General features: G+C 49.9%; 26 protein-coding genes and 1 pseudogene. 15 read left to right on the plus strand and 12 right to left on the minus strand.

Features of this window, described 5'->3' with window-relative positions; translation table 11 throughout:
* Positions 1–109: 109 nt before the first annotated feature.
* The 11 genes from rplU (at position 110) to JRI46_03930 (ending at position 8,918) form a co-directional block, all read left to right on the plus strand.
* Positions 110–421 carry a 50S ribosomal protein L21 gene (rplU, locus tag JRI46_03880; protein ID MBW2038722.1) on the plus strand — a complete coding sequence of 104 codons (312 nt, stop codon included), beginning with the start codon at positions 110–112 and terminating at the stop codon, positions 419–421.
* Positions 422–432: 11 nt separating this feature from the next.
* Positions 433–711, plus strand: coding sequence for a 50S ribosomal protein L27 (gene rpmA, locus JRI46_03885; GenBank protein ID MBW2038723.1), 279 nt, complete (start codon positions 433–435; stop codon positions 709–711).
* Between the two features lie 63 nt (positions 712–774).
* Positions 775–1,794 carry a GTPase ObgE gene (obgE, locus tag JRI46_03890; protein ID MBW2038724.1) on the plus strand — a complete coding sequence of 340 codons (1,020 nt, stop codon included), beginning with the start codon at positions 775–777 and terminating at the stop codon, positions 1,792–1,794.
* Positions 1,795–1,801: 7 nt separating this feature from the next.
* Positions 1,802–2,917 carry a glutamate 5-kinase gene (gene proB / locus JRI46_03895; GenBank protein ID MBW2038725.1) on the plus strand — a complete coding sequence of 372 codons (1,116 nt, stop codon included), beginning with the start codon at positions 1,802–1,804 and terminating at the stop codon, positions 2,915–2,917.
* 9 nt (positions 2,918–2,926) lie between these two features.
* Positions 2,927–4,186: a glutamate-5-semialdehyde dehydrogenase gene (locus tag JRI46_03900; protein MBW2038726.1), complete on the plus strand. Its 1,260-nt coding sequence runs from the start codon at positions 2,927–2,929 to the stop codon at positions 4,184–4,186.
* On the plus strand, positions 4,164–4,832 hold the full coding sequence (locus JRI46_03905) for a nicotinate-nucleotide adenylyltransferase (GenBank protein ID MBW2038727.1): 669 nt from the start codon (positions 4,164–4,166) through the stop codon (positions 4,830–4,832). Before JRI46_03900 ends, JRI46_03905 begins: the two co-directional genes overlap by 23 nt.
* Before the next feature lie 266 nt (positions 4,833–5,098).
* Complete coding sequence (gene rsfS / locus JRI46_03910; GenBank protein MBW2038728.1) at positions 5,099–5,467, plus strand: ribosome silencing factor; 369 nt, start codon at positions 5,099–5,101, stop codon at positions 5,465–5,467.
* Positions 5,464–5,895, plus strand: coding sequence for a 23S rRNA (pseudouridine(1915)-N(3))-methyltransferase RlmH (locus JRI46_03915; protein MBW2038729.1), 432 nt, complete (start codon positions 5,464–5,466; stop codon positions 5,893–5,895). Before rsfS ends, JRI46_03915 begins: the two co-directional genes overlap by 4 nt.
* Before the next feature lie 13 nt (positions 5,896–5,908).
* Positions 5,909–7,255: a DUF1049 domain-containing protein gene (locus JRI46_03920; protein MBW2038730.1), complete on the plus strand. Its 1,347-nt coding sequence runs from the start codon at positions 5,909–5,911 to the stop codon at positions 7,253–7,255.
* Positions 7,256–7,432: 177 nt separating this feature from the next.
* Positions 7,433–7,987, plus strand: a complete 555-nt coding sequence (locus tag JRI46_03925) for a ComF family protein (protein ID MBW2038731.1) — start codon at positions 7,433–7,435, stop codon at positions 7,985–7,987.
* 37 nt (positions 7,988–8,024) lie between these two features.
* Positions 8,025–8,918 (plus strand): DUF2520 domain-containing protein, encoded by an 894-nt coding sequence (locus JRI46_03930; protein MBW2038732.1) that lies wholly within the window; start codon positions 8,025–8,027, stop codon positions 8,916–8,918.
* On the opposite strand, the gene JRI46_03935 is transcribed toward JRI46_03930, so the two are convergent.
* From JRI46_03935 to tsaD, 3 genes are read right to left on the minus strand one after another with little or no spacing between them, the layout of a single operon-like run.
* A complete protein-coding gene (locus JRI46_03935; protein ID MBW2038733.1) occupies positions 8,905–10,203 on the minus strand; it encodes a glycerate kinase in 1,299 nt (432 codons plus the stop codon). The genes JRI46_03930 and JRI46_03935 overlap by 14 nt on opposite strands.
* A gap of 11 nt (positions 10,204–10,214) precedes the next feature.
* Positions 10,215–11,108: a ribosomal RNA small subunit methyltransferase A gene (rsmA, locus tag JRI46_03940; GenBank protein ID MBW2038734.1), complete on the minus strand. Its 894-nt coding sequence runs from the start codon at positions 11,106–11,108 to the stop codon at positions 10,215–10,217.
* Between the two features lie 4 nt (positions 11,109–11,112).
* Positions 11,113–12,114, minus strand: coding sequence for a tRNA (adenosine(37)-N6)-threonylcarbamoyltransferase complex transferase subunit TsaD (gene tsaD, locus JRI46_03945; GenBank protein ID MBW2038735.1), 1,002 nt, complete (start codon positions 12,112–12,114; stop codon positions 11,113–11,115).
* 337 nt (positions 12,115–12,451) lie between these two features.
* Between tsaD and JRI46_03950 the strand changes: the two genes are divergently transcribed.
* Both JRI46_03950 and ribD read left to right on the plus strand, forming a co-directional pair.
* A complete protein-coding gene (locus JRI46_03950; GenBank protein MBW2038736.1) occupies positions 12,452–13,084 on the plus strand; it encodes an MBL fold metallo-hydrolase in 633 nt (210 codons plus the stop codon).
* A 1-nt stretch (position 13,085) separates the two neighbouring features.
* Entirely contained in the window at positions 13,086–14,174 is a 1,089-nt protein-coding gene (gene ribD, locus JRI46_03955; protein ID MBW2038737.1) for a bifunctional diaminohydroxyphosphoribosylaminopyrimidine deaminase/5-amino-6-(5-phosphoribosylamino)uracil reductase RibD, read from the plus strand.
* Between the two features lie 185 nt (positions 14,175–14,359).
* On the opposite strand, the gene JRI46_03960 is transcribed toward ribD, so the two are convergent.
* From JRI46_03960 to JRI46_03975, 4 genes and pseudogenes are all read right to left on the minus strand, one after another.
* Entirely contained in the window at positions 14,360–14,884 is a 525-nt protein-coding gene (locus tag JRI46_03960) for a hypothetical protein (protein ID MBW2038738.1), read from the minus strand.
* Between the two features lie 112 nt (positions 14,885–14,996).
* On the minus strand, positions 14,997–15,833 hold the full coding sequence (locus JRI46_03965) for a prolipoprotein diacylglyceryl transferase (protein MBW2038739.1): 837 nt from the start codon (positions 15,831–15,833) through the stop codon (positions 14,997–14,999).
* A gap of 164 nt (positions 15,834–15,997) precedes the next feature.
* Positions 15,998–16,147, minus strand: coding sequence for a hypothetical protein (locus JRI46_03970; GenBank protein MBW2038740.1), 150 nt, complete (start codon positions 16,145–16,147; stop codon positions 15,998–16,000).
* Positions 16,134–16,594, minus strand: a pseudogene (locus JRI46_03975) (PIN domain protein). The gene JRI46_03970 and the pseudogene JRI46_03975 overlap by 14 nt, the downstream one beginning before the upstream one ends.
* Before the next feature lie 212 nt (positions 16,595–16,806).
* On the opposite strand from JRI46_03975, the gene JRI46_03980 reads away from it, so the two are divergent.
* Positions 16,807–17,085 (plus strand): hypothetical protein, encoded by a 279-nt coding sequence (locus JRI46_03980; protein ID MBW2038741.1) that lies wholly within the window; start codon positions 16,807–16,809, stop codon positions 17,083–17,085.
* A gap of 9 nt (positions 17,086–17,094) precedes the next feature.
* Complete coding sequence (locus JRI46_03985) at positions 17,095–17,388, plus strand: hypothetical protein (GenBank protein MBW2038742.1); 294 nt, start codon at positions 17,095–17,097, stop codon at positions 17,386–17,388.
* 195 nt (positions 17,389–17,583) lie between these two features.
* Here JRI46_03985 and JRI46_03990 read toward each other — a convergent pair whose 3' ends face one another.
* From JRI46_03990 to JRI46_04010, 5 genes are all read right to left on the minus strand, one after another.
* Positions 17,584–18,006 carry a hypothetical protein gene (locus JRI46_03990; protein MBW2038743.1) on the minus strand — a complete coding sequence of 141 codons (423 nt, stop codon included), beginning with the start codon at positions 18,004–18,006 and terminating at the stop codon, positions 17,584–17,586.
* 18 nt (positions 18,007–18,024) lie between these two features.
* Positions 18,025–19,062, minus strand: a complete 1,038-nt coding sequence (locus JRI46_03995) for a nitroreductase family protein (GenBank protein MBW2038744.1) — start codon at positions 19,060–19,062, stop codon at positions 18,025–18,027.
* Between the two features lie 257 nt (positions 19,063–19,319).
* On the minus strand, positions 19,320–19,667 hold the full coding sequence (locus JRI46_04000; GenBank protein MBW2038745.1) for a hypothetical protein: 348 nt from the start codon (positions 19,665–19,667) through the stop codon (positions 19,320–19,322).
* Between the two features lie 149 nt (positions 19,668–19,816).
* On the minus strand, positions 19,817–20,086 hold the full coding sequence (locus JRI46_04005; GenBank protein ID MBW2038746.1) for a hypothetical protein: 270 nt from the start codon (positions 20,084–20,086) through the stop codon (positions 19,817–19,819).
* Positions 20,087–20,345: 259 nt separating this feature from the next.
* On the minus strand, positions 20,346–20,798 hold the full coding sequence (locus JRI46_04010; GenBank protein MBW2038747.1) for an RDD family protein: 453 nt from the start codon (positions 20,796–20,798) through the stop codon (positions 20,346–20,348).
* Positions 20,799–21,387 lie beyond the last annotated feature (589 nt).

The following is a 21,387-nucleotide window of genomic DNA, read 5'->3' on the forward strand; positions in this document are numbered from 1 at the left end:
TGGGCAGGTCCAAACGGCCTGCCCTTTATTTCTTGACAACTTCTCAATATTGTTTTAAATTTACAAATCCTCTACTTTCTGTTAGAATTGGAAAGGAGGAAGAGAAATTATGTACGCTGTAGTGGAAACAGGGGGAAAGCAATACAAGGTAACCAAAGGGGACCGCATCAGGGTGGAGCGGATAGAGGGGGAGGTGGGGAAAAGGGTCGAATTAGACAAGGTCCTCTTGATCAAGGGAGAGGATGGGATAAAATTGGGAACCCCCACCTTGGCAGGGGCGAAGGTAGTGGGAAAGATAAAATTACAGGGTAGGGGGAAAAAGATCGTCATTTTCAAATATAAAAGGAGAAAAAACTATCGTCGGAAACAAGGACATCGACAACACTATACCTGGATAGAAGTCGAGGAAATTATCAGCTAAAGGAGGGAGAGGTGGCCCATAAAAAGGCAGGAGGAAGCTCCAGAAACGGCAGGGATACTGTAGGCCGAAGGTTAGGGGTAAAGAGGTTTGGCGGCCAGACGGTCACGGCGGGGAGCATCTTGGTGAGACAAAGGGGGACCAAGATCTTCCCTGGCGCGAACGTGGGGCTCGGCCGCGACTATACCCTCTTTGCCAAGATCGACGGTATCGTGAATTTTGAATCCAAGGGCAAAGATAGGAAGAAGGTAAGCGTATACCCCATAGAGACAGCGGCATCAGCCGCTTCCTAATCCCTCCTTTTCGGTATACCTTTTGTCCATGTACCTTTCATAATCCCCCTTCCCTTTGCTGTCATGCAACTCATCGATGATGTCAAGATCTGGGTCAAAGGGGGTGATGGGGGGAGGGGATGTGTGAGTTTTCGAAAGGAGAAGTTCACCCCCCGAGGGGGACCGGACGGTGGTGACGGCGGCAGGGGGGGGGATGTAATTTTGGTGGCCAAGGAAGCACTGTCCACCCTCTTGGACCTGAGGTATCAGCAGAGCTATAGGGCCGAAAATGGAGCCCATGGACGAGGGAAAAACCAGCACGGCAAAAGCGGTAAGGATCTGATCATCCCCATCCCAGTTGGCACGGTGGTAAAGGAGGTGGAAACAGGTAAGATCCTGAAGGACCTCGCGGCAGAGGGGGAAGAGTATCTGGCGGCAGAGGGAGGAAGGGGAGGAAGGGGAAATGCCAGGTTTGCTACCTCAACCCGTCAGGCCCCTCGATTCGCTGAAGCTGGGGAAAAGGGGCAGCAGAGGTGGCTCAAACTGGAGCTCAAGCTCCTCGCCGATGTGGGATTAGTAGGTCGTCCCAATGTGGGCAAATCCACTCTCCTGAGGAAGATATCCGCCGCCCGCCCCAAAGTAGCAGATTACCCTTTTACCACCCTTACCCCCCATCTGGGGGTGGTCTCCTATGAGGAATTCAAAAGTTTCGTAATGGCCGATATCCCCGGACTCATCGCTGGGGCCCATCAGGGAGCGGGATTGGGAAGTAGGTTTCTGCGTCATATCGAAAGGACAATTCTCCTCGTCCACCTCTTGGACATCTCCATTGATCCCCAAGAGGACCCGTGGCGTCAGTTTGAGGAGATCAACGAAGAACTGGGCACATTCCATCCCTCCCTTTTAGAGAGGCCCCAACTGGCCGTATTAAATAAGATAGATCTGTCTGAGGTGAGGAGGAGGATACCCCAGATCAGGAGGTCCTTCAAAGGCAACGGGGTGGAGCTCTTTCCCATCTCCGCCCTTACTGGAGAAGGGGTGAACGAGTTGGTGCGGGAAATAGGCTATCGATGGGAAGGATTAAGGGGAGAGGCCCATGGATGAGAGGGAGCTGAGGAATGAGATAATGCGGGATGTGCGCCGTGCGGTGATAAAGCTAGGCAGCAGCCTCCTCGTCTCCTTGGGCACAGGTCTAAACAAAGACTCCATCTACAGGCTGACGGAGGAGTTGGCCTGGCTCAAGAAAAGGGGGAGGCAGATAGTGATGGTCTCTTCAGGGGCCATCGCGGCGGGAATGGAAAGATTAAATATCAAAAAGAGGCCCAAGACCATCTCCGAGCTGCAGGCCGCTGCAGCTATAGGCCAAAGTACCCTCATGCATGTCTATGAGGAGGCCTTTGCCCCCTGGGGGCTTAAGGTGGGCCAGGTTCTTCTCACCCATGAAGACATGAGGGAGCGGAAAAGGTACATCAACTCCCGCAATACGTTGCTGACCCTGTTGGACATGGGGGTAATCCCCATCATCAATGAGAACGACTCCGTGGTAGTGGAGGAGATCAAGTTTGGCGATAACGACCTGCTGGGCGCCCTGGTCACCTCTTTGGTGGACGCAGATCTCCTGCTCATCCTAACCGACACTGAGGGTCTGTACGATGGTGAGCCGCAAAGAGGGGGAAAGCTCATCTCCTTGGTGAAAAAGGTGAATAAAGAGGTAGAGGAAATGGCCAAGGGATCACAGACAGAGATCAGCATCGGGGGGATGGTGAGCAAGGTAGGAGCAGCAAAGCTTGCCGCCCGTTTTGGTGTGCCCACGGTGGTGACCAGCGGCAGGGCCCAGGGGGTTCTGGAGAGGGTATTTACAGGAGAACTGATAGGGACCCTCTTTCTGGCCCACAGCGAAAAACTAAAGGGGCGAAAACAATGGATAGGCTTTACCCTACGACCTAAAGGGAGGCTAAAACTTGACAGGGGGGCGCAGAAAGCGATAGTGAAAGGGGGGAAAAGCCTGCTGCCTTCTGGGATCATCGCGGTGGACGGGGATTTCGGCAGGGGAGACCCCGTATCCTGTCTTGACCCCCAGGGCAAGGAGCTTGCGCGGGGGTTGGTAAATTATGACTCCTACGAATTGAGAAAGATCATGGGGCAACAGAGCTCGCAGATAGAAGAGGTGTTGGGATATAAATACACTGATGAGGTAATACACAGGGACAATCTGGTAATCCTATAGGAGGCCGTGATGGATATTGAGAAAGAGATCAAAAGGATTGCCCAAAGGGCCAGAGAGGCCTCATTACAGGTGGCCAGGCTCCCCTCGGAGGTGAAGGATAGGGCATTGTTGATGATGTCAGAGGATCTGATGGAGAAGAAGGAATTTTTGCTGCTGGAAAACCGAAAGGACCTGGAATATGCCGAGGGCAAGGGCCTCTCCAAGGCCATGCTGGACAGGTTGGCCATCACCGAGGGGGGGATCGAGGAGATAGCTGAGGGGTTGCGCCAGATATCTCTACTACCAGACCCCGTGGGGGAGGTGGTGAAGATGTGGCGTAGACCCAACGGGCTCTGGGTGGGAAAGATGAGGATACCTTTGGGGGTAATCGGAGTCATCTACGAGGCAAGACCTAACGTCACCGCCGATGCAGCGGGATTGTGCCTCAAAGGGGGCAATGCCGTGATCCTGCGCGGAGGGTCTGAGGCGATCCACTCCAATCGGGCCCTGGGGCGCATCCTCCAAGAGGCCATGGAGAAGGCGGGTGTCCCCCCTGAGGCTGTACAGGTGGTCCCCAATACCGAGAGGAAGACTGTAGAGGAGATGTTGAAGTTAGAGGAATTCATCGATGTCATCATCCCCCGAGGAGGAGAAGGTCTGATCCGTTTCGTGGTAGAACACTCCCGGATCCCGGTGATAAAGCATTATAAGGGGGTGTGTCACATATTTATCGATGCCTCGGCGGATATGGAGATGGCACTGGAGATCTGCTACAATGCCAAGGTCCAAAGGCCGGGGGTGTGTAATGCCATGGAGACCCTGCTGGTCCATCGGGACATAGCACCCCGTTTCCTCCCTCCGATGGCAGAAAGGCTACAGGGGGCAGGGGTGAAGATAAGGGGGTGTGGCCGGACGCGTCAAATCCTCCCGGGGGTGAAGGAGGTAAGGGAAGAAGATTGGTATGCTGAATACCTGGACCTGATCCTGGCTGTAAGGGTAATAGATAATATTGAGGAGGCAATTCGGCATATCGAACAATATGGCTCCAGGCACACCGAGGCCATCATCACTTCGGACTACGGTAACGCCCAACGATTCCTGAGGGAGGTCGATTCCTCTACCGTCTTGGTCAACGCCTCCACCAGGTTCAGCGATGGGTATCAGCTAGGGTTGGGGGCGGAGATAGGGATCAGCACCACCAAGCTGCATGCCTTCGGCCCCATGGGGGTTGAAGACCTCACCACCACCAAGTTCATCATCTATGGGAATGGACAGATCAGGACCTCTTAGGAGGGGAAAGAAGAGGATAGGACTTTTTGGTGGAACCTTTGACCCAATACATGTGGGGCACCTTCGTTGTGCCCAAGAGGTATGTGAGGCCTTTAGCCTCAGCCAGGTGATCTTTGTCCTGGCCGCCACCCCTCCCCATAAGCTGGATCGCCCCAGCATCTCCACCAGGCACCGCTGGGAGATGGTAAAAGTGGCCATTGCCGATACCCCCTGCTTCGCCCTTTCTGACGTAGAGATAAAGCGGGAGGGAAAGTCATATTCCATAGAGACCATCTCTTACTATCACCGCAACCTTGGAGAGGGGGAAAGGCTCTTTTTTATCTTGGGCGCCGACGCCTTCTGTGAGATAGAGACCTGGAGGGATTACCCGCAACTGTTCACCTTGTGCGACTTTATCGTAATCTCCCGTCCAAACTTTGATCCCTTGAGGGCAAGGGTGTTAAAATCCGAAGGTTTCCGGAAGGAGCCTAAAGAAGACTGCTTCCTCCACCCATCAGGCCACTCCCTCTATCTGCATGGGGTGACCCCCATCGGAATCTCCTCCACAGAGATCAGGAGGATTATCAAGGAGGGGAGATCCATCACGTACCTGGTCCCCAAAGAGGTGGAGGAGTATATAGAAAAACACGGACTTTATCAGGGATGAAATATATCCCTTTAACTTTCAATCTTCCTTTGCTATAGTATTTACCGTGAAAATAATTCACGGTAGATATTGAGGTCAAAAGCAATGTCGGGACTTTAGGTTTTTCAAACTTAACTTCAGGGCCGATGCATCGGCCCTGAAACCCCCGAAAAGGAATTTGCTCTTTCGGGGGAGTTTGAGGGGGCAGCCCCCTCAACGGAGAGCCAAAGGAAGGACCGGGGCATTTTCATGGACGGGGGTGAGGACAAACCCTCATTAGGGTTTGTATGAAAGAGGTTTTTAAAGACTCCAAGGAAAAAACGATTTTCTGCGCAAAGGTTGCCCTGGAGAGGAAGGCCTTTGATATAACCATCTTGGAACTCAAAAAGATCTCCTCCCTCACCGATTATTTCCTCATCTGCAGCGGTCGTTCTGACAGGCAGGTCCAGGCCATCGCCCAGTCTATCGAAGAGAAGGTGAGGGAGAAAGGGGTTCGCCCCCTGGGGACGGAAGGGATGAGGGAGGGGAGATGGGTCCTCATGGATTATGAAGACTTGGTCATTCACATCTTTTACGAATCAGTTCGGCTTTACTACGATCTAGAAGGCCTCTGGATAGAGGCCCCGAGGATAAATCCACCAGAGGAAAAGGGTTGAAGTTCAAATTCTTCTTTAGGGGGAGGGAGAGAGCAGATCTATTCCAAGAGGGAATAGAGGATTATGTGGCCAGGATAAATAGATCCTTCCCTGTCGCGGTACTCTACGGGAAAAAGGATGGGGAGATCTCTAAATTCCTCAACCATCTATCCCGGGGAAGCTATATCATCGGCCTAGAGGAGGGAGGAAAAGGCCTTAACTCGCCAGAATTCGCCCAATTTCTCCACGGGCTCATGGGGCGGGGGATAAAGGAGGCCGTCTTTCTGGTAGGGGGGGCTGATGGCTTTGGTTCTGGTTGGAGGGAGAAATGCAACACCATCCTCTCCCTCTCCCCCATGACCTTCAGCCACCAGTTGGCCAGACTCATCCTCCTGGAACAGGTATATCGGGCCCTATCTATCATCCAAAATAGGCCCTATCACAGATAAAGGGGGAAGATCTATGTTTATCAGGCTCTTTTTTCTTTTTGTCACCATTTTTGCGGGACTATTTATCTACATCTCTTACCTAAACCCTTTGAGTGTCAAATTTCAATATCTCAAGGGGAGCTATCTGGATACCTCCCTCTCCATCTTGCTCATAAGCTCCTTCTTTGTGGGGACCTTGATAACCTTCCTCATCTATCTGGCCAAGGACGTCAGGAGGAGCTTTAAAGAGCGCAAAGATAAAAAGGAGAGGGAACAACTATGGCAGAGGTTTTACCTGGCCACAGACGCCCTGTTTAAAGGTAACTTGCCCAAGGCCGAGAAACAGATCTTGGCGTACCTGAAGAAGAGGCCTGATGACCCCGAGGCCTACCTAAAACTTGCCGAGATCCATCAAAAAGGGGCAAGGCCCCAGGAGGCCATTGAAACCCTAAAAAAGGCCAAGGACTTAAAGAAGGACCAACTTGAGATCCTCTTCAAGGAGGCCCAGATCTACAAGGAGACTCAGGAATCCCCTGGGGCCATCAAGGCCCTCCAAGAGATCATCACCCTTTATCCTTCCAACCTGGAGGCGATGCGGGAGTTGAGGGACATCTATATCGATGAAAGGGAATGGGACCTGGCATTGGAACTAGAGAGAAAGATCATCAAGATGAGCCCAGAGGAGGAGATCGAACGGGAAAGGAAGCTTCAACATGGTCTGAGATATGAGCACGCCAGGCTTATGGCGGAAAGGGGGGAGGAAGATAAGGGGATAAAGGAGTTGAAGGAGATCATCAAGGAGGATCATTCCTTTAGCCCACCCCAGGTCCTGCTAGGAGAATTACTGCGCCGCACCGGGGAGATCAAAGAGGCTATCAAGGTCTGGCAAAAGGGGTTTGAATGGAGCCGTGAGATCATCTTTTTGAACAAATTGGAGGACCTCTACCTCTCCCAAGAAGACCCCCGGGGGATTATCCACCTCTATCTGGAGGCCATGGAGAAGAACCCCGATAACATCGTCATCCCCTTCTTCTACGCCCGGCTCTGCCTGCGACTGGAGATGATCGATGAGGCCCTGGGGAGGTTAAAGGAGATGGGGGCAACCCTCTCCGATCACCCCTCTTATCACTATTTGTTGGCCGAGGTATATTCCCATCGAGCCGACTATGAACAGGCGGCAGAAGAATATCGGAAGGGGCTTGAACTGGAGGGGGGAGTCCATATCCCCTACCGCTGTACTAGTTGCCAGAAGGAGGTCAATGACTGGCTCCCCTCCTGCCCGAAGTGCGGCCAGTGGGGTACTTTTGTCGTATGCACCCAAGAGGAGATCAAGGTGCCCCTTTCTCCCCTCTCCTCTCAGTTGATGGCCTGGGATTTTTAAGTGGGGCTCTATCCAACCCTTCAGTGGCTTTTGAACCTCATCTTTCCACCAGTTTGACCCATCTGCCAAATCCCCCTCGGCGGAAAGGGGGAAGACCTCCTCATATGCCCAGATTGTCAAAAGGACATAAGGCCCATATACCCCCCCTATTGCCCCCGCTGTGGCCTCCCCTTCTCCTTGAAGGATGAGGAGGTCCACCTCTGCAGCCGCTGCCTTAGGGGGAGATGGCATTTCGAGGTCCATCGCTCCTGCGGCCTCTATGAAGGGGCGTTAAAGGAGGCAATACATAGGTTCAAATATCTGCATGAATTCCCCCTCTTGAGGGTCTTTGGGGACTTACTGTACCCAACCCTCCAAACCCTCTCCCGGGATTACCCGGTGGATTTGATCGTCCCCGTACCCCTCCATATCCAGAGGTTGAGGGAAAGGGGGTTCAACCAGGCACTCCTCCTGGCCAGGGAACTGAGCAAAAGGACGGGGATCCCTTATCCGGAAAGGGCACTGAAAAAGATCAAAAATACCCCCTTTCAGACCACCCTCAAGGGTAAGGAGAGGAGAAAAAACGTAAAGGGGGCCTTTCATGTGGACAAAAATGAAGAAATAGAGGGGAAATCCATCTTGCTGGTGGACGATGTCTACACCACAGGGGCCACAGTCAACGAGTGCGCCCGCACCCTGCTGGATGGGGGGGCCAAGAGTGTGGCTGTTTTGACCGTGGCCAGGGCGATATGAGACTGCAGGTCTCCAGTGTAACAAAGGAAGGGAGGAAATGAAGGAGAATAGGATAGCCATTGTAGGGGCAGGGGTGGTAGGTACGGCCTTGGCCTATCTCTTGAAGGAAAAGGGGTATTCTATAGTAGGTATAGCCAGCAGGAGACAGGAATCCGCCCAAAGGGCGGCTTCCCTCCTGGAAAGTGGTGTCCGGGCCACCACTACCCCAGAGGAGATCGTACCGGATGCAGACATGGTCTTTATCACCACCTCGGACAGCGCCATCCAGGAGGTCTGCGAGGGGATCGCCAGCAAGGAGGGTTTCCGCCCCGAGCAGATAGTGGTCCATACCAGTGGGGCCCTCCCCTCTACCATCCTACGTAGGGCCAAAGAGAGAGGGGCCCTGATCGCATCAGTTCATCCCCTGCAGAGCTTCGCCGATGTCGAAGAGGCGGTGAAGATCATCCCCTCCTCAATCTTTTGCCTGGAGGGGGATAGAGAGGCCATCCCTCCACTCATGGAGTTGGTAAAGACGTTGGGGGGAAGACCCTTGTCCATCGACACCCGGCATAAGCCCCTTTACCATGCGGCGGCTGTGGTGGCCTCCAACTTCCTGGTCACCCTTGCCTACTTAAGTTACAAATTTTTTGAGGCCATTGGTATTTCTCAAGATGACGCCTCCCATGCCCTGCTCCCCTTGATCAAAGGGACGGTAAATAACATAGAGAAGTTAGGGCCGGTCAAGGCCCTGACTGGGCCCATCGCTAGGGGGGATACAAACGTGGTAAGAGGACACCTGGAGGCCTTGAAGGGATTGGATCCCAAGTTCATTGATATATACTGCAGTATCTCCCGCCTTACCGTTGAGGTAGGGCTCAAAAAGGGTACCCTCTCACCCGAAAGGGGGGAGGAGATCTTGCGGATATTGAAAGGACATCTTATACCGCGATGAGTATCCTTATGTCCATCACATTGGTGTTGGTCGGGCCTGTGATGATGAGGTCACCGAGCCTCTCAAAGAATGGATAGGAGTCATTTTCCTTGAGATGGGCACCGGGATCGAGGTCCATCTCTAGGGCCCTGCCCACCGTTCTCCAATCGGCAAAGGCCCCGGCGGCATCGGTGGGGCCATCGGTGCCATCGGTGCCGGCGCTGAATACGGCTGCTCCCTCCCATCCCGCGATCTCCATGCCACAGGCGAGGGCGAATTCTTGGTTCCTCCCCCCCTTTCCCCTTCCCCGGATAGTCACCGTTGTCTCCCCCCCGGATATGAGGCAGGCTGGAGTGGTAAGGGGCCTGCCAGAACGAAGGACCTCCTTGAGGATGGCCCCGTGTACCTTGGCCGCCTCCCTGGTCTCTCCCTCGATGAAGGAGGAAAGGACAAGGGTCTGATAACCTAACTGCTGCGCCTTGCGCGCCGCTGCCTCCAGACAGTGGATGTTGCTGCCCACAATTAGATTAAAGGTCTCGCATAAGACGGGATCATCAGGCTTAGGGGTCTCCTCCACCCTGCCAGCAGCCCCCTTTTGTAGATGACCCCATACCGCAGGAGGGATCCGGGAAGCCAGGTGGTATTTCTCGACCACCCTAATACAGTCGGCAAAGGTGCTCATGTCGCCCACCGTGGGCCCGGAGGCGATGACATCGAGGTCATCCCCAACAACATCGGACAGGACAAGGGAGACGATGGTGGCAGGATAGGCGAATTTGGCCAACCCTCCCCCTTTGATGCGGGAGAGGTGTTTCCTGATGGCGTTGATCTCATGGATGTCGGCGCCACACTCCAGCAGTAGCTTAGTGGTCTCCTGCTTCTCGGCAAGGCTCACCCCCTCCACCGGCAAGGGGAGCAACGCCGACCCCCCTCCAGAGAGCAGACAGAAGACCAGATCCCCATCACCCAACCCTTTGACCATCTCCACCAGCGACCTAGTCCCTCGTCGGCCCGCTTCATCGGGTATGGGGTGGCCTGCTTCTACGATCTTGATCCTCTCCAGATCGGCGAGGTATCCATATTTGACAATAACTATCCCCTCCTCCACCCTCTCTCCCAAGACCTCCTCTATGGCCTGCGCCATGGGGGCCCCGGCCTTTCCCGCCCCAACAACCCAAATGTGCCTAAAATCACCCAGGCGATACCTGCGTTCACCCACCCAAAGTTCATCTCCGGAGAGACGAAGGACCCCCTTCACGGCCTCATAAGGGTCCACCGCCTTAAGACCTGCCTGAAAGATGGACATACAGACGTCTTTCAAGTCAACCTTGTTCCCACTATCTTTCTGCTGAGGCTAGAATCATCGTCTTGATTCAACTCCCTCAGGGCCTCAGCAAGGCGTTTAAACTCTACCAGATCCAAGGTCTCCGCTCGGCGACGGGGGTCAATCCCGACGGCCTCCAAACCCTCCTTGATCTCCTCACTGGAACCCAGGGCCAAGGGGTAGTTTTTCAAAGAGTTCAGAATGGTCTTCCTCCTCTGGGCGAAGGAGGCCCGCACCACCCCTTGGAAGAACCCCATATCCCCTATCTCCACCCTGGGGTGCTCCAAGATCTCAAATCCCACCAGCGCGGATTCTACCTTGGGCTGGGGGTAAAAGGCGTGAGGGGAGACCCGCATCAGTATCTTGGGGGATGTATAAAGCTGGACAAAAATCGACAGGGGACCATAGTCCCTGCTACCCGGGGGGGAAGTGATCCTCTGCGCCACCTCTTGCTGGAGCATAAGGGTGAGGTAGGTCAAGGCCTCCCTGCACTCCAAGAGCCGGAAGATGATGGGGTTGGATATGTTATAAGGGAGGTTGGCAACCACCTTTAACTTCCTGCCCGCCTCCTGGGCAAGACCCAGGAAATCAAATTGTAGGGCATCACGATACACGACGACCAAAGAGGTGATCCCTTCCCCCTTATCCCTGAGGTAATCCACCATCTTCCGGTCCAATTCCACGGCCACCACCTTCTTTACCCGCTGGAGCATGGGGAAGGTCAAGACACCCAGCCCTGGCCCTATCTCCACCACTATATCCTCAGGATTCAAAGGGGCCAAGTGGACTATCCTCTGGGCTACCTCCCTATCTATGAGGAAGTTTTGACCAAGACTCTTCTTGGGGAAGATCCCCGCCTCTTTCAGTTCCCGTACCAATGAGGTCACGGATCTATTCCCTCCCTAAGGGCCAGCGGGAAAGGGCGCTCATATCCAGGCCATCCCTTCTGTGTGCCTTGAGCAGGTGATACCCTGCTACCCCGATCATGGCAGCATTATCACTGCAGAGGTGAGGTGAAGGAAAGTACGGTCTTATACCAAACTCTTTGCCTTCTTGCTCCAATCTCTCCCTCAGGCGGCCATTGGAGGCCACTCCTCCGGACACCACCGCCCTGTCTATCTTATATCGCTGCGCTGCCCAGATAATCTTATTCACCAGCACATCCACCACAGCCTCTTGAAAGGAGGCAGCAATATCGGCCATCCCATCATCGGAAGGGAGATGGAAGCGGACATAGTTCACCACTGCCGTCTTTATCCCACTGAAGCTGAAGTCCAGGGAATCCTTGGCGATGTAAGCCCGCGGGAAGGATATGGCCCGTGGATCTCCACGGCGGGCCAACCTTTCGATGATCGTCCCGCCTGGATACCCCAACCCCAGATACTTGGCCACCTTGTCAAAGGCCTCCCCGGCTGCATCGTCTCTGGTCCCCCCCAAAAAACGAAAGGCAGTAAACCCCTCGGCCACATAGAGAGTGGTGTGCCCCCCTGAGGCCACCATACCGATAAAGGGGAAGGGGACCTCTTCCTCCAAAAAGATGGCCAGAAGGTGCCCCATGAGGTGGTTCACCCCCACCAAGGGGATATCCTTGGCATATGAGATGGACTTGGCGGCCATGATCCCCACCAAGAGGGAACCCACCAGGCCCGGCCCCCGAGTCACCCCTACTGCATCAACCTCATCCAATGACTTATGGGCCTCTTCCAAGGCCCCCTTTATCACTGGCACGATGTTCTCCAGGTGGCGTCTTGAGGCCAACTCCGGCACCACACCCCCATATTTCCTGTGGACCTCATCCTGAGACGAGACTATGTTGGAGAGGGGCCTTCTGCCCTCCTCTATCAGGGCAGCCCCGGTATCATCGCATGAACTCTCGATGGCAAGGATAATCATTTATGACTCAATTTCTTTGAATCGTTTTTCTGCAAAAAGTTGCTAAAAAGGATCCAAAAAATCATCATGAGGATTCCAGGGACCGAGGGGTCCAGGGTTCTAGTAAGAGACAACTCCCTTGAATCCTAAGACCATGCCCGAAGGTTGGCACCATGAATCCTCTCAATTCCGCCAATTCAACGAGAGGAGATCCAGAATTTTAACTCTGAAATTACGCTATATTACCACACCGAGCCCTTGGGCTCAACCTTTGAACCCTTTGACATCAAATAGGATCTATTTTAGAATTATGCGTTCTCTCTAAAGATTTACTTGCTCAGGGGTGAGACAGAGGAGTATGATCATCAGACAACTTGAGGTGGGGGACTACATGGTCTTCAGTTACATCATCGGGGATGAGGAGACAGGGGAGGCCCTGGTCATCGATCCCGCAGACGACGTCCAGAGGTTAATCGACTTCGCCCATCAGCACGAGATGGAGATCATCTCTATCCTTAACACCCACGCCCATATAGACCACACCATGGGGAATGCGGAGATGGTGCGGCGCACTGGAGCCAAGATCACCATCCATGAAGCCGAAAGTTACCCCTTGAGCCACCCTTCACTCGACCTCCTCTCCCTCTTTCAGGCAGAGCCCTCCCCCGCAGCGGACATTGTGGTGAAGGATGGCGACACCATCTGGGTGGGGGAGTTGAGTCTGAAGGTTATCCACACCCCCGGGCATTCCCCGGGCAGTATCTCCCTCTATCTGGAGGATATGATCTTCACCGGTGACACCCTCTTTGTGGGCTCTGTAGGCAGGACCGATCTCCCAGGAGGATCATGGGAGACCTTGGAGGCCTCCATCCGCCATCGGCTCTTCACCCTCCCCGATGACACCGTGGTGCTGCCAGGTCACAATTATGGCCCTGCCCCTACCTCCATCATCCGCCAGGAAAAGCTCACTAACCCCTACCTGAGGTTATAAGATGGCCCTTTCACCAAAAGATAGGCAGTATATGAGAAGGGCCTTGATACTGGCCCGCAAGGGGATGCGAAAAGTGAGTCCCAATCCCATGGTAGGGGCAGTGATCGTCCGGGCACAAGAGGTCATCGCCGAGGGATATCACCGGAGGTTTGGGGCCGATCATGCCGAGATAGACGCCATCAAGAGGGCAATGGGGGGGATAAAAGGGGCCACCATCTATGTCAATTTGGAGCCCTGCTGCCACTGGGGGAAGACTCCCCCCTGCGCAGATGTCTTGATAAAGGAAGGGATCAGAAGGGTAGTGATAGGAACCCTCGACCCCAACCCATTGGTAAACGGGAAGGGGGCGGAGATCCTGAGGGAACATGGTGTAGAGGTAGAGGTGGGGATCTTGGAGAAAGAGGCGCGCAGACTAAATGAGGTCTATTTTAAGTACATCCGTACAGGCCTCCCCTTTGTCACGATAAAATATGCCCAGTCCCTCGACGGCAGGATCGCCACCTCCCAGGGTGACTCCCGCTGGATCAGCTCGGAGAGGTCCAGGAGGTTTGCCCACCGCTTGCGGGCCCAGCACGATGCGGTCATGGTCGGGATAGGGACTGCGCTGGCGGACGACCCCCTGCTCACCGTGAGATGGACCAAGGGGAAAAACCCCCTGCGCATTGTCCTCGACAGCCAACTGCGCATCCCCCTGAACGCCCAAGTGCTCCGCGAGGGCGGAGATACCCTCATCGTCACCACTGACCGGCACAATAAAGAGAAATGTAAAAAGATCAAAAAAATGGGGAAAGAGGTCCTAGTAACTCAAAGGGGCGAAGACGGGTGGGTGGAGTTGAAATCCCTGCTGAAGGCATTGGCTGCTAGGGGTATACCTTCGATCCTGGTAGAGGGGGGAAGGAAGGTCATTACCTCCCTTTTGAAAGAAGGGTTGGCCGACAGGATGGTGATCATCACCGCCCCCCTTATCCTGGGGAAAGGGGTGGAGGGGATCAACGACCTAGGGATCAACGACCTAAAAAAGGCCATCAGACCATCCTCCTATAAGGTGAGACGCATGGGGGCGGATATGGTCTTTGACCTGAGATTATAGGGGTACAGCAATTTTTGGCACATGGCAAAGGCAGATTAGCGATCAAGAAAATTGGGGAAATGAACCAATTGTGAAATTTTCCTCCAAAAGAATGGGCAAAATTTCCCAGAGGCCAAAAATTTCGGCTACCTTGAAGTCTGTGGATGGCAAGCGGCAAATACGATGCCTGAAGGCTAGCTGAAAGGCTACTTTATCTCGTCGCAGGTGGGGAGTGGATAGAAGTGCAGATTGGGATAGTCCTGGAAGACCGCGGGCTTGTACACCTTTTGAGAAGGCTCCTCCTTGCCAAGACCTTTATAACTGCCTGTGTATTCGTAAAGATGCCATTCGTTATTGTCGGACCCAGATTTTCGCCCATAAAAAAGTATTTCATACTTCCCATCATTATTCACATCTATCAAGCGGGGGTATGTCCTGCTCTGAATGCCAACATCGGATCGGCCCTGAGAAATATAATGCCATTCTCCAGAATCCCATTCCATCTTACCTCTAACACCGTCAATTACTACGATGTGGTAGTTGGAGGGCCCCTCATTCCAGAAGAAGACGACTTCTTTTGCTGCATCAGCATCTGTATTTTCACATCCAATAAAGTAAGTTGCTTCATCAGTATGCCAACTCTCCCTGTATTGGGCATATAGGGTATTAGTACCCAATACCAGCCCAACTATCCCTCCCAGAACTAGGGAGTAAAGCAATCTCTTAAACATGGCACCTCCTTTCGTTAAATCAGCGGTCAAGCTTTCGCCTAATGTTTTGCGGATAAAAAAGTCCCGACTTGTCGGGATTTGGGGAAATCTTTAATTTCCCTTTTATCCGCTGTTATGTCCTGTACGACCTTTTAATCAGTATAATAGAAATACCTCCCAATATCATACCAACACAAAGAATCTGCCCCATGGTAAAAGGCCCTAATATAAATCCTAACTGAGGATCGGGTTCTCTCACAAACTCAATAAAAAACCGTACCAATCCATAGCCAATAAGATATAAAGAAAAGAGAAAACCGTCAAAACATTTCGTTTTCCTCAAACTCCAAAGAATTATGAAAAGGAATATCCCCTCAAAAAAGGCCTCATAAAGTTGAGAGGGATGTCGTAATTGATGCATTGGGTCTAAAGGGAAATACATTCCCCAGGGTACAGAGGTAACTCGACCATATAGTTCTCCATTGATAAAATTGCCTATTCTGCCAAATGTATATCCCAAAGGAATTGCAGGACAAAGAAGATCGGCAAAATTCCAGAGATTTATTCTATTTTTATGACAAAAGAAAATAGAAATTAAAATAACTGCAATGACTCCACCATGATAAGACATTCCAGAAATGCCAATGTAGTGGAGCCCCTTTGAAAAATTAAAAGGACAGACTATCCTTAATGGATTGACTGCAAAATATTTTAAATCGTAGAATAATACGTATCCTAACCTCCCGCCAATTATAACTCCCAGAATAGCCCACACAAAATAACTTTGTATAATTCCTTTAGGATATTCGTACCTTTCATTATTTAATCTATACAAAACAAGCAAATATACAATAGCAAAGGCAACAACATACATTAAACCATAATAACGTAGTTGAAATGAACCAATTTTAACAATATCGGGGTTGATATATTCTGGTATATGATTCCACCAGTCCAAAAAGTGCCCCATGCTTAAGACCTCCTCTTAAATAGTTTAAGCCCGCATTTCATATAACGGGGTGGCGGGTGAGCGAATTTGGGTGATCTGCATTGTCGATGAAGATGTGGAAAAAGTAAAGGAGGCCAAAATCAAAGGATATCTTTGCCTCTTGACAGGGTCGCTCTCAATGGATGTTAGGCGCTGTGCGTGCCGGCCTTTTGTTTTTGCAAGTTGCCGTATTTTTCTTTGAGTTCACGAAGAAATGCCTCACGATCGGAGGAATACTTTTCGCTCAACTCTTCGCGAACCTTTCGCTGAAATTTTACAGCATCAAATTTCTTCATGGATGACCTCCCTTGGGCTCCTAATCTCTAGTATAGTATAACCCAACTTTAAGTTCACAGAATTAAAAGCACGGATGCGATCAAGATTCACGATCTGCTGGAAGTTCCAGCTAACCAGTACATCTACTCGTTCCACCGATGCAATCGCTATATGCTGGGCATCTGCTATATGTCTGACACTTACGACTCCTTCATCAATATAATTCTGGGCCAGGATTTCTGCCTCCTCTGTGAGAAAAACATTCTCCACATTAGTATCTGGAAGATATAACAATACCTTTTTCACACCTTCTGGAGCTCCTTCAATCTCTCGTCGAGTAATGTCGGATATAACAGCAATCCTTAAGCCTTGTCGAAACTCCTCGAAAGTTGAATAGACCACTTAGAGAATTCTTCATCCTCGCATCCACCAATGACAGACATATCGATATAAATCCGTTGCATCATTTTATCCTACTCCTGCGTTCATCAAAGACACGCATTTCAGATAACGTCTTCGGCACAAACGAAGTTGCGAAGCAATTTGGGCAATAGCTGTTTGTACTGTGTTACCGGAAGGGACCGCAACTATCCTTTTTAACAAGTCAATCTGAAATTCCCATTGACCCAATATGGGAATTATATTATACTGATTTTAATATAGCAAGGGGGTGGTCAATATGCAAAATAATATTAAAATTAGTGATAATTTCCAAGAGATTGGCACAAAAACAATGGATGACCGAAACCGACTCACTCTTGGTAAAATCTTCAAGGGCTATAAAAGGATTCGATTATATAAAAATGACCGGGGGGAGGTCCTTTTACAGCCAATTGTTGAGATTCCAGCCTCAGAACTTTGGCTTTTCCAAAACAATGAGGCTCTTGAAAGTGTTCAAAAGGGGTTAAAGGATGCATCTGAAGGTAAAATAACAAAACTTAACCTCGATGAACTTTAGGATTGTCAATTGTTTGAAATCTTCCTCACTAATGAAGCAAAAGATCAACTAAATAGGTTTAAGGCTAATAAGGGTCTTGAAAAAAGATACAAAGCAGTCAAAAAGGCCATAAGCTTTCTTTCTTCAAATCCAAGACATAAGAGCCTTAAAACCCATGAATTCAGCAGCTTGAAAGGACCGAATGGAGAGAAAGTATTTGAGGCCTACGCTGAACAATCAACTCCTGCAGCATACAGAATTTTTTGGTATTATGGCCCTGATAAAAATCAAATCACTGTTGTCGCAATAACCCCTCATCCGTAAACCAAGGAGGCATTGCGTGTCTTTCACCCGTTTATAAGTTTGCGGTCATTTCCGATAACGTGATGCGTGTTTGCGAAGTGCCGAAGACATTTGGGTGAGCGTAGCGAACCGCAAACACGCTGTTAGGCGCTGTTGTTTATTCTGAGAAAACCTCGACATCTTGATTCCACTGATGAGTATTAACCAGCAGAAAAATCAACTGTCACTTCGGTAGGGAACGAACAAGTCCCTGAGACGAACCTCATCGCTTATCAAGGTGAACACGAGGTAAAGAATCGTGAAAGCCGAGTCAATAATGCCAGTAAACCAGAACGTGCTTGGAAAATCGTTGACGCAGAGCATATAGGCATACAACAGAACGATGTAGAAGACTCTTCCGATAATCAGACAACCTACGTTGAGGAGATAACGTCTGATGTTAAAAGCGGACAGGAATTGTAAGTAAGCAAAGCACAAAAAGAACGAACCCAGGAAGATAGCGTAGAAGGGATGCGTCGGTGGGTTGTCGATGCTCCGACCCGTTCCAATAGCAAATATGAAGAGAAATCCTGCGACGGTGTCCCAAAGACCACTGGCAGCAAATGTCCATGCAAGGTAATTTAACGCATTCTTTTTCATCGAGCAGTACTCCTTGATTTATCCTTCAATCAAAACGGCATCGAGTGGACGCCGTGGCATGGCACGTCTTTGCGGCTCGGCGTAACCGATACGAAATAAGAGTTGAGGCCAATCCGCAAGCCCCAAAATTGCCTGCAGTCTTGCCCTCTGATCCCGCACTTCCACCGGCTGATTCAAGAAGGCATACTGCAGACCCATTGAAGTAGCTGTCAGGACAAAGCGCTCGAACATTTCTCCAACTTCCAGCAGGCTTTCTTTGGTGTCCTCGCCATGCACAATGATAAGCGCGATAGCCTCTTTAGCGAATTGATAGTCCTTTTTCGCCTGAGGTTTCCCCAGGTTGAAAGTTCGCATAAACCAAGGTCCCATCCATGAGATGATTCCCGGAATTCCAAAACCGTACGCTGCAATACCATCACCTCGCCGTGTCCAATTGGAACGAACCCAAGACGCCAATTCCTGGCGAAATGCTGGATCAGACAACTGAATGCGATCGCCTTGGGAGACCAGTTCCGCAATGCTGGTTTGTATCGTTTTGTCTGTAATGATACGAATGGCAGCTTTTTGACCGGTAGTGAGCTTCTGAAGTCTTTCCAGTTCGCCTTCGGCTAAAGATCGCACTTCGTACTCAATGCGGTTGGTCCGTCGTTGAACGATAGCAGGAAAAAGCTTTTTCAGCTCAGGGTCAGTTTGACTACTTTTGGATAACCTGGCAGACGCCAACAATTCTGGTGTATTCGCTTTCGGCTGATACTGCACATCACAGGCATAGCCGAAATGCGCTGCAGCGACCCGTAGATTCATAATCGCTGCACCGATACTGATGACCAGTTCGCGGTCGTCAGGGTCCACAACAGGGAGACGTCTGGTGTAATCCGCGTAAATGAACACACCATCAGGCAAAAGCTTAAATTTCCAGGGCTGGGTATTGTGTCCCGAAGGGGCGAGGATCGCATACCTGAGCAAGAATTTGAACTTCTCCTCTAAGGCACCATCCTTTGGGAAATCCTGCTCTGCCACCTGCCAGGGTGTAACCTTGGGATCATATTTCTTCATCTTTTCAACCTCCTTTCATTTTTCTGTTCAATTGCGCCTAACGTGCTGGCGGGTAAGCGAATTTGGGTGAGCGAAGCGAACCGCTTACCTGCCTGATAGGCGAAGTGGCGCTGGCCCCAGCGATAGCTGGGGTAAGGCCGGAGGCCTTAAGCGACACGAAGCCTCATCAGGCTTTCGCTTACCCGCCAGGATGATAACGTTGGCCTTATCGTCTCGACACAAGTCAACACCAGCATATCGCTAGTGCCGTTGGCTCACTAGTGGAATCGCCCAAAGAGCATTAGATTGGCCCTGAGACTGTCGGGCGCAGTAGTATCCTTACACTCTTCGTCTACCTCCTCGTAGGCTTCTTCTTCCTCTTTGACGGCCTCGGCGCGGCGGTCTGCTACCCATTTGATGCCTACGCCTTCCACAATAGTGCCCAGTGTGGTGAGCGCCGCTGGTAACCAGTCTTGCCGAAGGAAAAAAAGCACGGCAAGAACGAGAAAGACCACCACGGCTGCACCAAAGGCGAAGAGCAAGATGGTCCACAGGTTTCGCCACAGCGCAGCATCTCGGTGTCTCTTCAGTGCTGTTTTGCATGCAATGCTGATTTCATTTGTCATTTCTTGACTCCTTATCTATTGTGGCCAATGTCGCCTAACGTTCCGGGGATATACGACGTTGCGACCGAAGGGAGCAATGTCCCGAAGGGCAAGGGCGTTAGCCCGAAGTGTATATGCTGTGTTAGATGTTGTAAATTTTAGGGATTTTGCTATTCCTTTTTATCGCCTATCCGTGTTTTCAAAGTTTCTATTATTCGTTCTGGATTTTGTGTTCCTATAAGATAATCTCCTTCTCGCGTCTTCAGTTTTACAGCTTTGCCTTCTATGCCCAATAAAAAATCCTTCAAATCGATAACTACATAAGGGACTATCCTATGTTTACCATAGCGAAATCTAAAAATATCTGGGATATCATAACTTACAACCTCAAAAGAGATTATATCAATGAGCTTTATCTTCTTCTTGGTTAAACCTAACAAACGCCTAATGATTATATAAGTATCATCTATGGATGTCTGTATCCTAAATAGATACAAAATTACAAGCGGAATACCTAATCATATGAATGCAGAAATAAATTAAGATACGCATTGGTATGGATATTCCAAAAGTCAGTACAATACAACCTCCAATTAGTGGAATTCCAATCCATCCTGCAAGTAACGCGATAATAAACCATTTTGCATATTGTGTCTCTTGATAAATTTCTTTTATCATTTTGATTGCCACGTTTTTTGATTAAAGTCTTACAACAATGGTTTTAGCAACTATATCTCCAATACGCTGTCTCTTTTTACTAACCATAATTGAAATCATACCTAGTATATAAGGAGCTGGTCCCAATACATCAATAAATCTAAATAAATTTCTCAGCAGAACTTTTAGCCACCCTGCTTTTTCTCCATTGACTTTTACTACCATTATTTTAGTTATTTTCTTTCCTATTGTTTGTCCCAGGATTCCTTCTTGTAATACAAAATAAACTAACCAGAGGAGAATCATAATCATTATAGCTAAAATATTAAATCCCTCTGGACCAACTTCCTGGTTAAAATAGGCAAGATAAGTAGGGTTGAAAAGTAAGGGACTTAAAATTAGTAATTCTATTACACATAAAATTGCTGTATCAATAATTGCTGCGGTTGCTCTTAAGCCCAAGCTTGCTAATTTTAATGTTTGTTTCCCTTCCATAATTAAACCTATTTATTAAACCCTACAACAAAATGAGACATATTATCCCAAGGATTATAAAAATTATCCCAACAATAAGATAATACAATTGGAAAACTCTTTCATCAAATTTAGAGACAAAATTATATGTTTTACTTCCCCAGCGTTTATATCCAAAACAAAAAATAATTCCTAGCAATAAGATGGCCGTTTTCATTAAAATGACCAGTCCTTCCATAATTTGTAGAATTTTCATATTATATGTAAATTATGTCTAAGAGTATATAAAACTGTGGTTGTATTGCAAAATCCCATTAAAAAATTTATTGCATCTAACGTTATCGGGATATCTGAACTCCAAAGGAGTTAGGCAAAAGGCCGAAGGCCTGAAGCCAGATATCCCGTGTTAGCCGACGTTTTGCAATATAGAAGGCACAACAAAAAAAGTAAGCAGGATGAGAAAACACACTATAGGCGCAAACAACGAAAAATAATACAATATTGATTCTACTGCAAAAACCCCTTAATTTGATAGAAATAATTTTTAAAATAGCGAGAAAGTTCAGTAAAAACATTGACTTTTAGAGGGTCTTAGGATAACATAACATCT

This window comes from Deltaproteobacteria bacterium, from assembly GCA_019308925.1.
GTDB lineage: Bacteria > Desulfobacterota > B13-G15 > B13-G15 > RBG-16-54-18 > JAFDHG01.

Excerpts from the sequence above, each read along its gene's own strand:
- ribD (MBW2038737.1), top strand. The coding sequence starts at position 13,086 with ATGGCCCTTTCACCAAAAGATAGGCAGTATATGAGAAGGGCCTTGATA.
- obgE (MBW2038724.1), top strand. The coding sequence starts at position 775 with ATGCAACTCATCGATGATGTCAAGATCTGGGTCAAAGGGGGTGATGGG.
- rplU (MBW2038722.1), top strand. The coding sequence starts at position 110 with ATGTACGCTGTAGTGGAAACAGGGGGAAAGCAATACAAGGTAACCAAA.
- JRI46_03950 (MBW2038736.1), top strand. The coding sequence starts at position 12,452 with ATGATCATCAGACAACTTGAGGTGGGGGACTACATGGTCTTCAGTTAC.
- rsfS (MBW2038728.1), top strand. The coding sequence starts at position 5,099 with ATGAAAGAGGTTTTTAAAGACTCCAAGGAAAAAACGATTTTCTGCGCA.
- JRI46_03905 (MBW2038727.1), top strand. The coding sequence starts at position 4,164 with ATGGACAGATCAGGACCTCTTAGGAGGGGAAAGAAGAGGATAGGACTT.
- JRI46_03995 (MBW2038744.1), bottom strand. The coding sequence starts at position 19,062 with ATGAAGAAATATGATCCCAAGGTTACACCCTGGCAGGTGGCAGAGCAG.
- tsaD (MBW2038735.1), bottom strand. The coding sequence starts at position 12,114 with ATGATTATCCTTGCCATCGAGAGTTCATGCGATGATACCGGGGCTGCC.
- JRI46_03920 (MBW2038730.1), top strand. The coding sequence starts at position 5,909 with ATGTTTATCAGGCTCTTTTTTCTTTTTGTCACCATTTTTGCGGGACTA.
- JRI46_03990 (MBW2038743.1), bottom strand. The coding sequence starts at position 18,006 with ATGAAAAAGAATGCGTTAAATTACCTTGCATGGACATTTGCTGCCAGT.
- JRI46_04000 (MBW2038745.1), bottom strand. The coding sequence starts at position 19,667 with ATGACAAATGAAATCAGCATTGCATGCAAAACAGCACTGAAGAGACAC.
- JRI46_03960 (MBW2038738.1), bottom strand. The coding sequence starts at position 14,884 with ATGTTTAAGAGATTGCTTTACTCCCTAGTTCTGGGAGGGATAGTTGGG.
- JRI46_03970 (MBW2038740.1), bottom strand. The coding sequence starts at position 16,147 with ATGAAGAAATTTGATGCTGTAAAATTTCAGCGAAAGGTTCGCGAAGAG.
- JRI46_03930 (MBW2038732.1), top strand. The coding sequence starts at position 8,025 with ATGAAGGAGAATAGGATAGCCATTGTAGGGGCAGGGGTGGTAGGTACG.
- JRI46_04010 (MBW2038747.1), bottom strand. The coding sequence starts at position 20,798 with ATGGAAGGGAAACAAACATTAAAATTAGCAAGCTTGGGCTTAAGAGCA.
- JRI46_03900 (MBW2038726.1), top strand. The coding sequence starts at position 2,927 with ATGGATATTGAGAAAGAGATCAAAAGGATTGCCCAAAGGGCCAGAGAG.
- JRI46_03935 (MBW2038733.1), bottom strand. The coding sequence starts at position 10,203 with ATGTCCATCTTTCAGGCAGGTCTTAAGGCGGTGGACCCTTATGAGGCC.
- JRI46_03980 (MBW2038741.1), top strand. The coding sequence starts at position 16,807 with ATGCAAAATAATATTAAAATTAGTGATAATTTCCAAGAGATTGGCACA.
- JRI46_03965 (MBW2038739.1), bottom strand. The coding sequence starts at position 15,833 with ATGGGGCACTTTTTGGACTGGTGGAATCATATACCAGAATATATCAAC.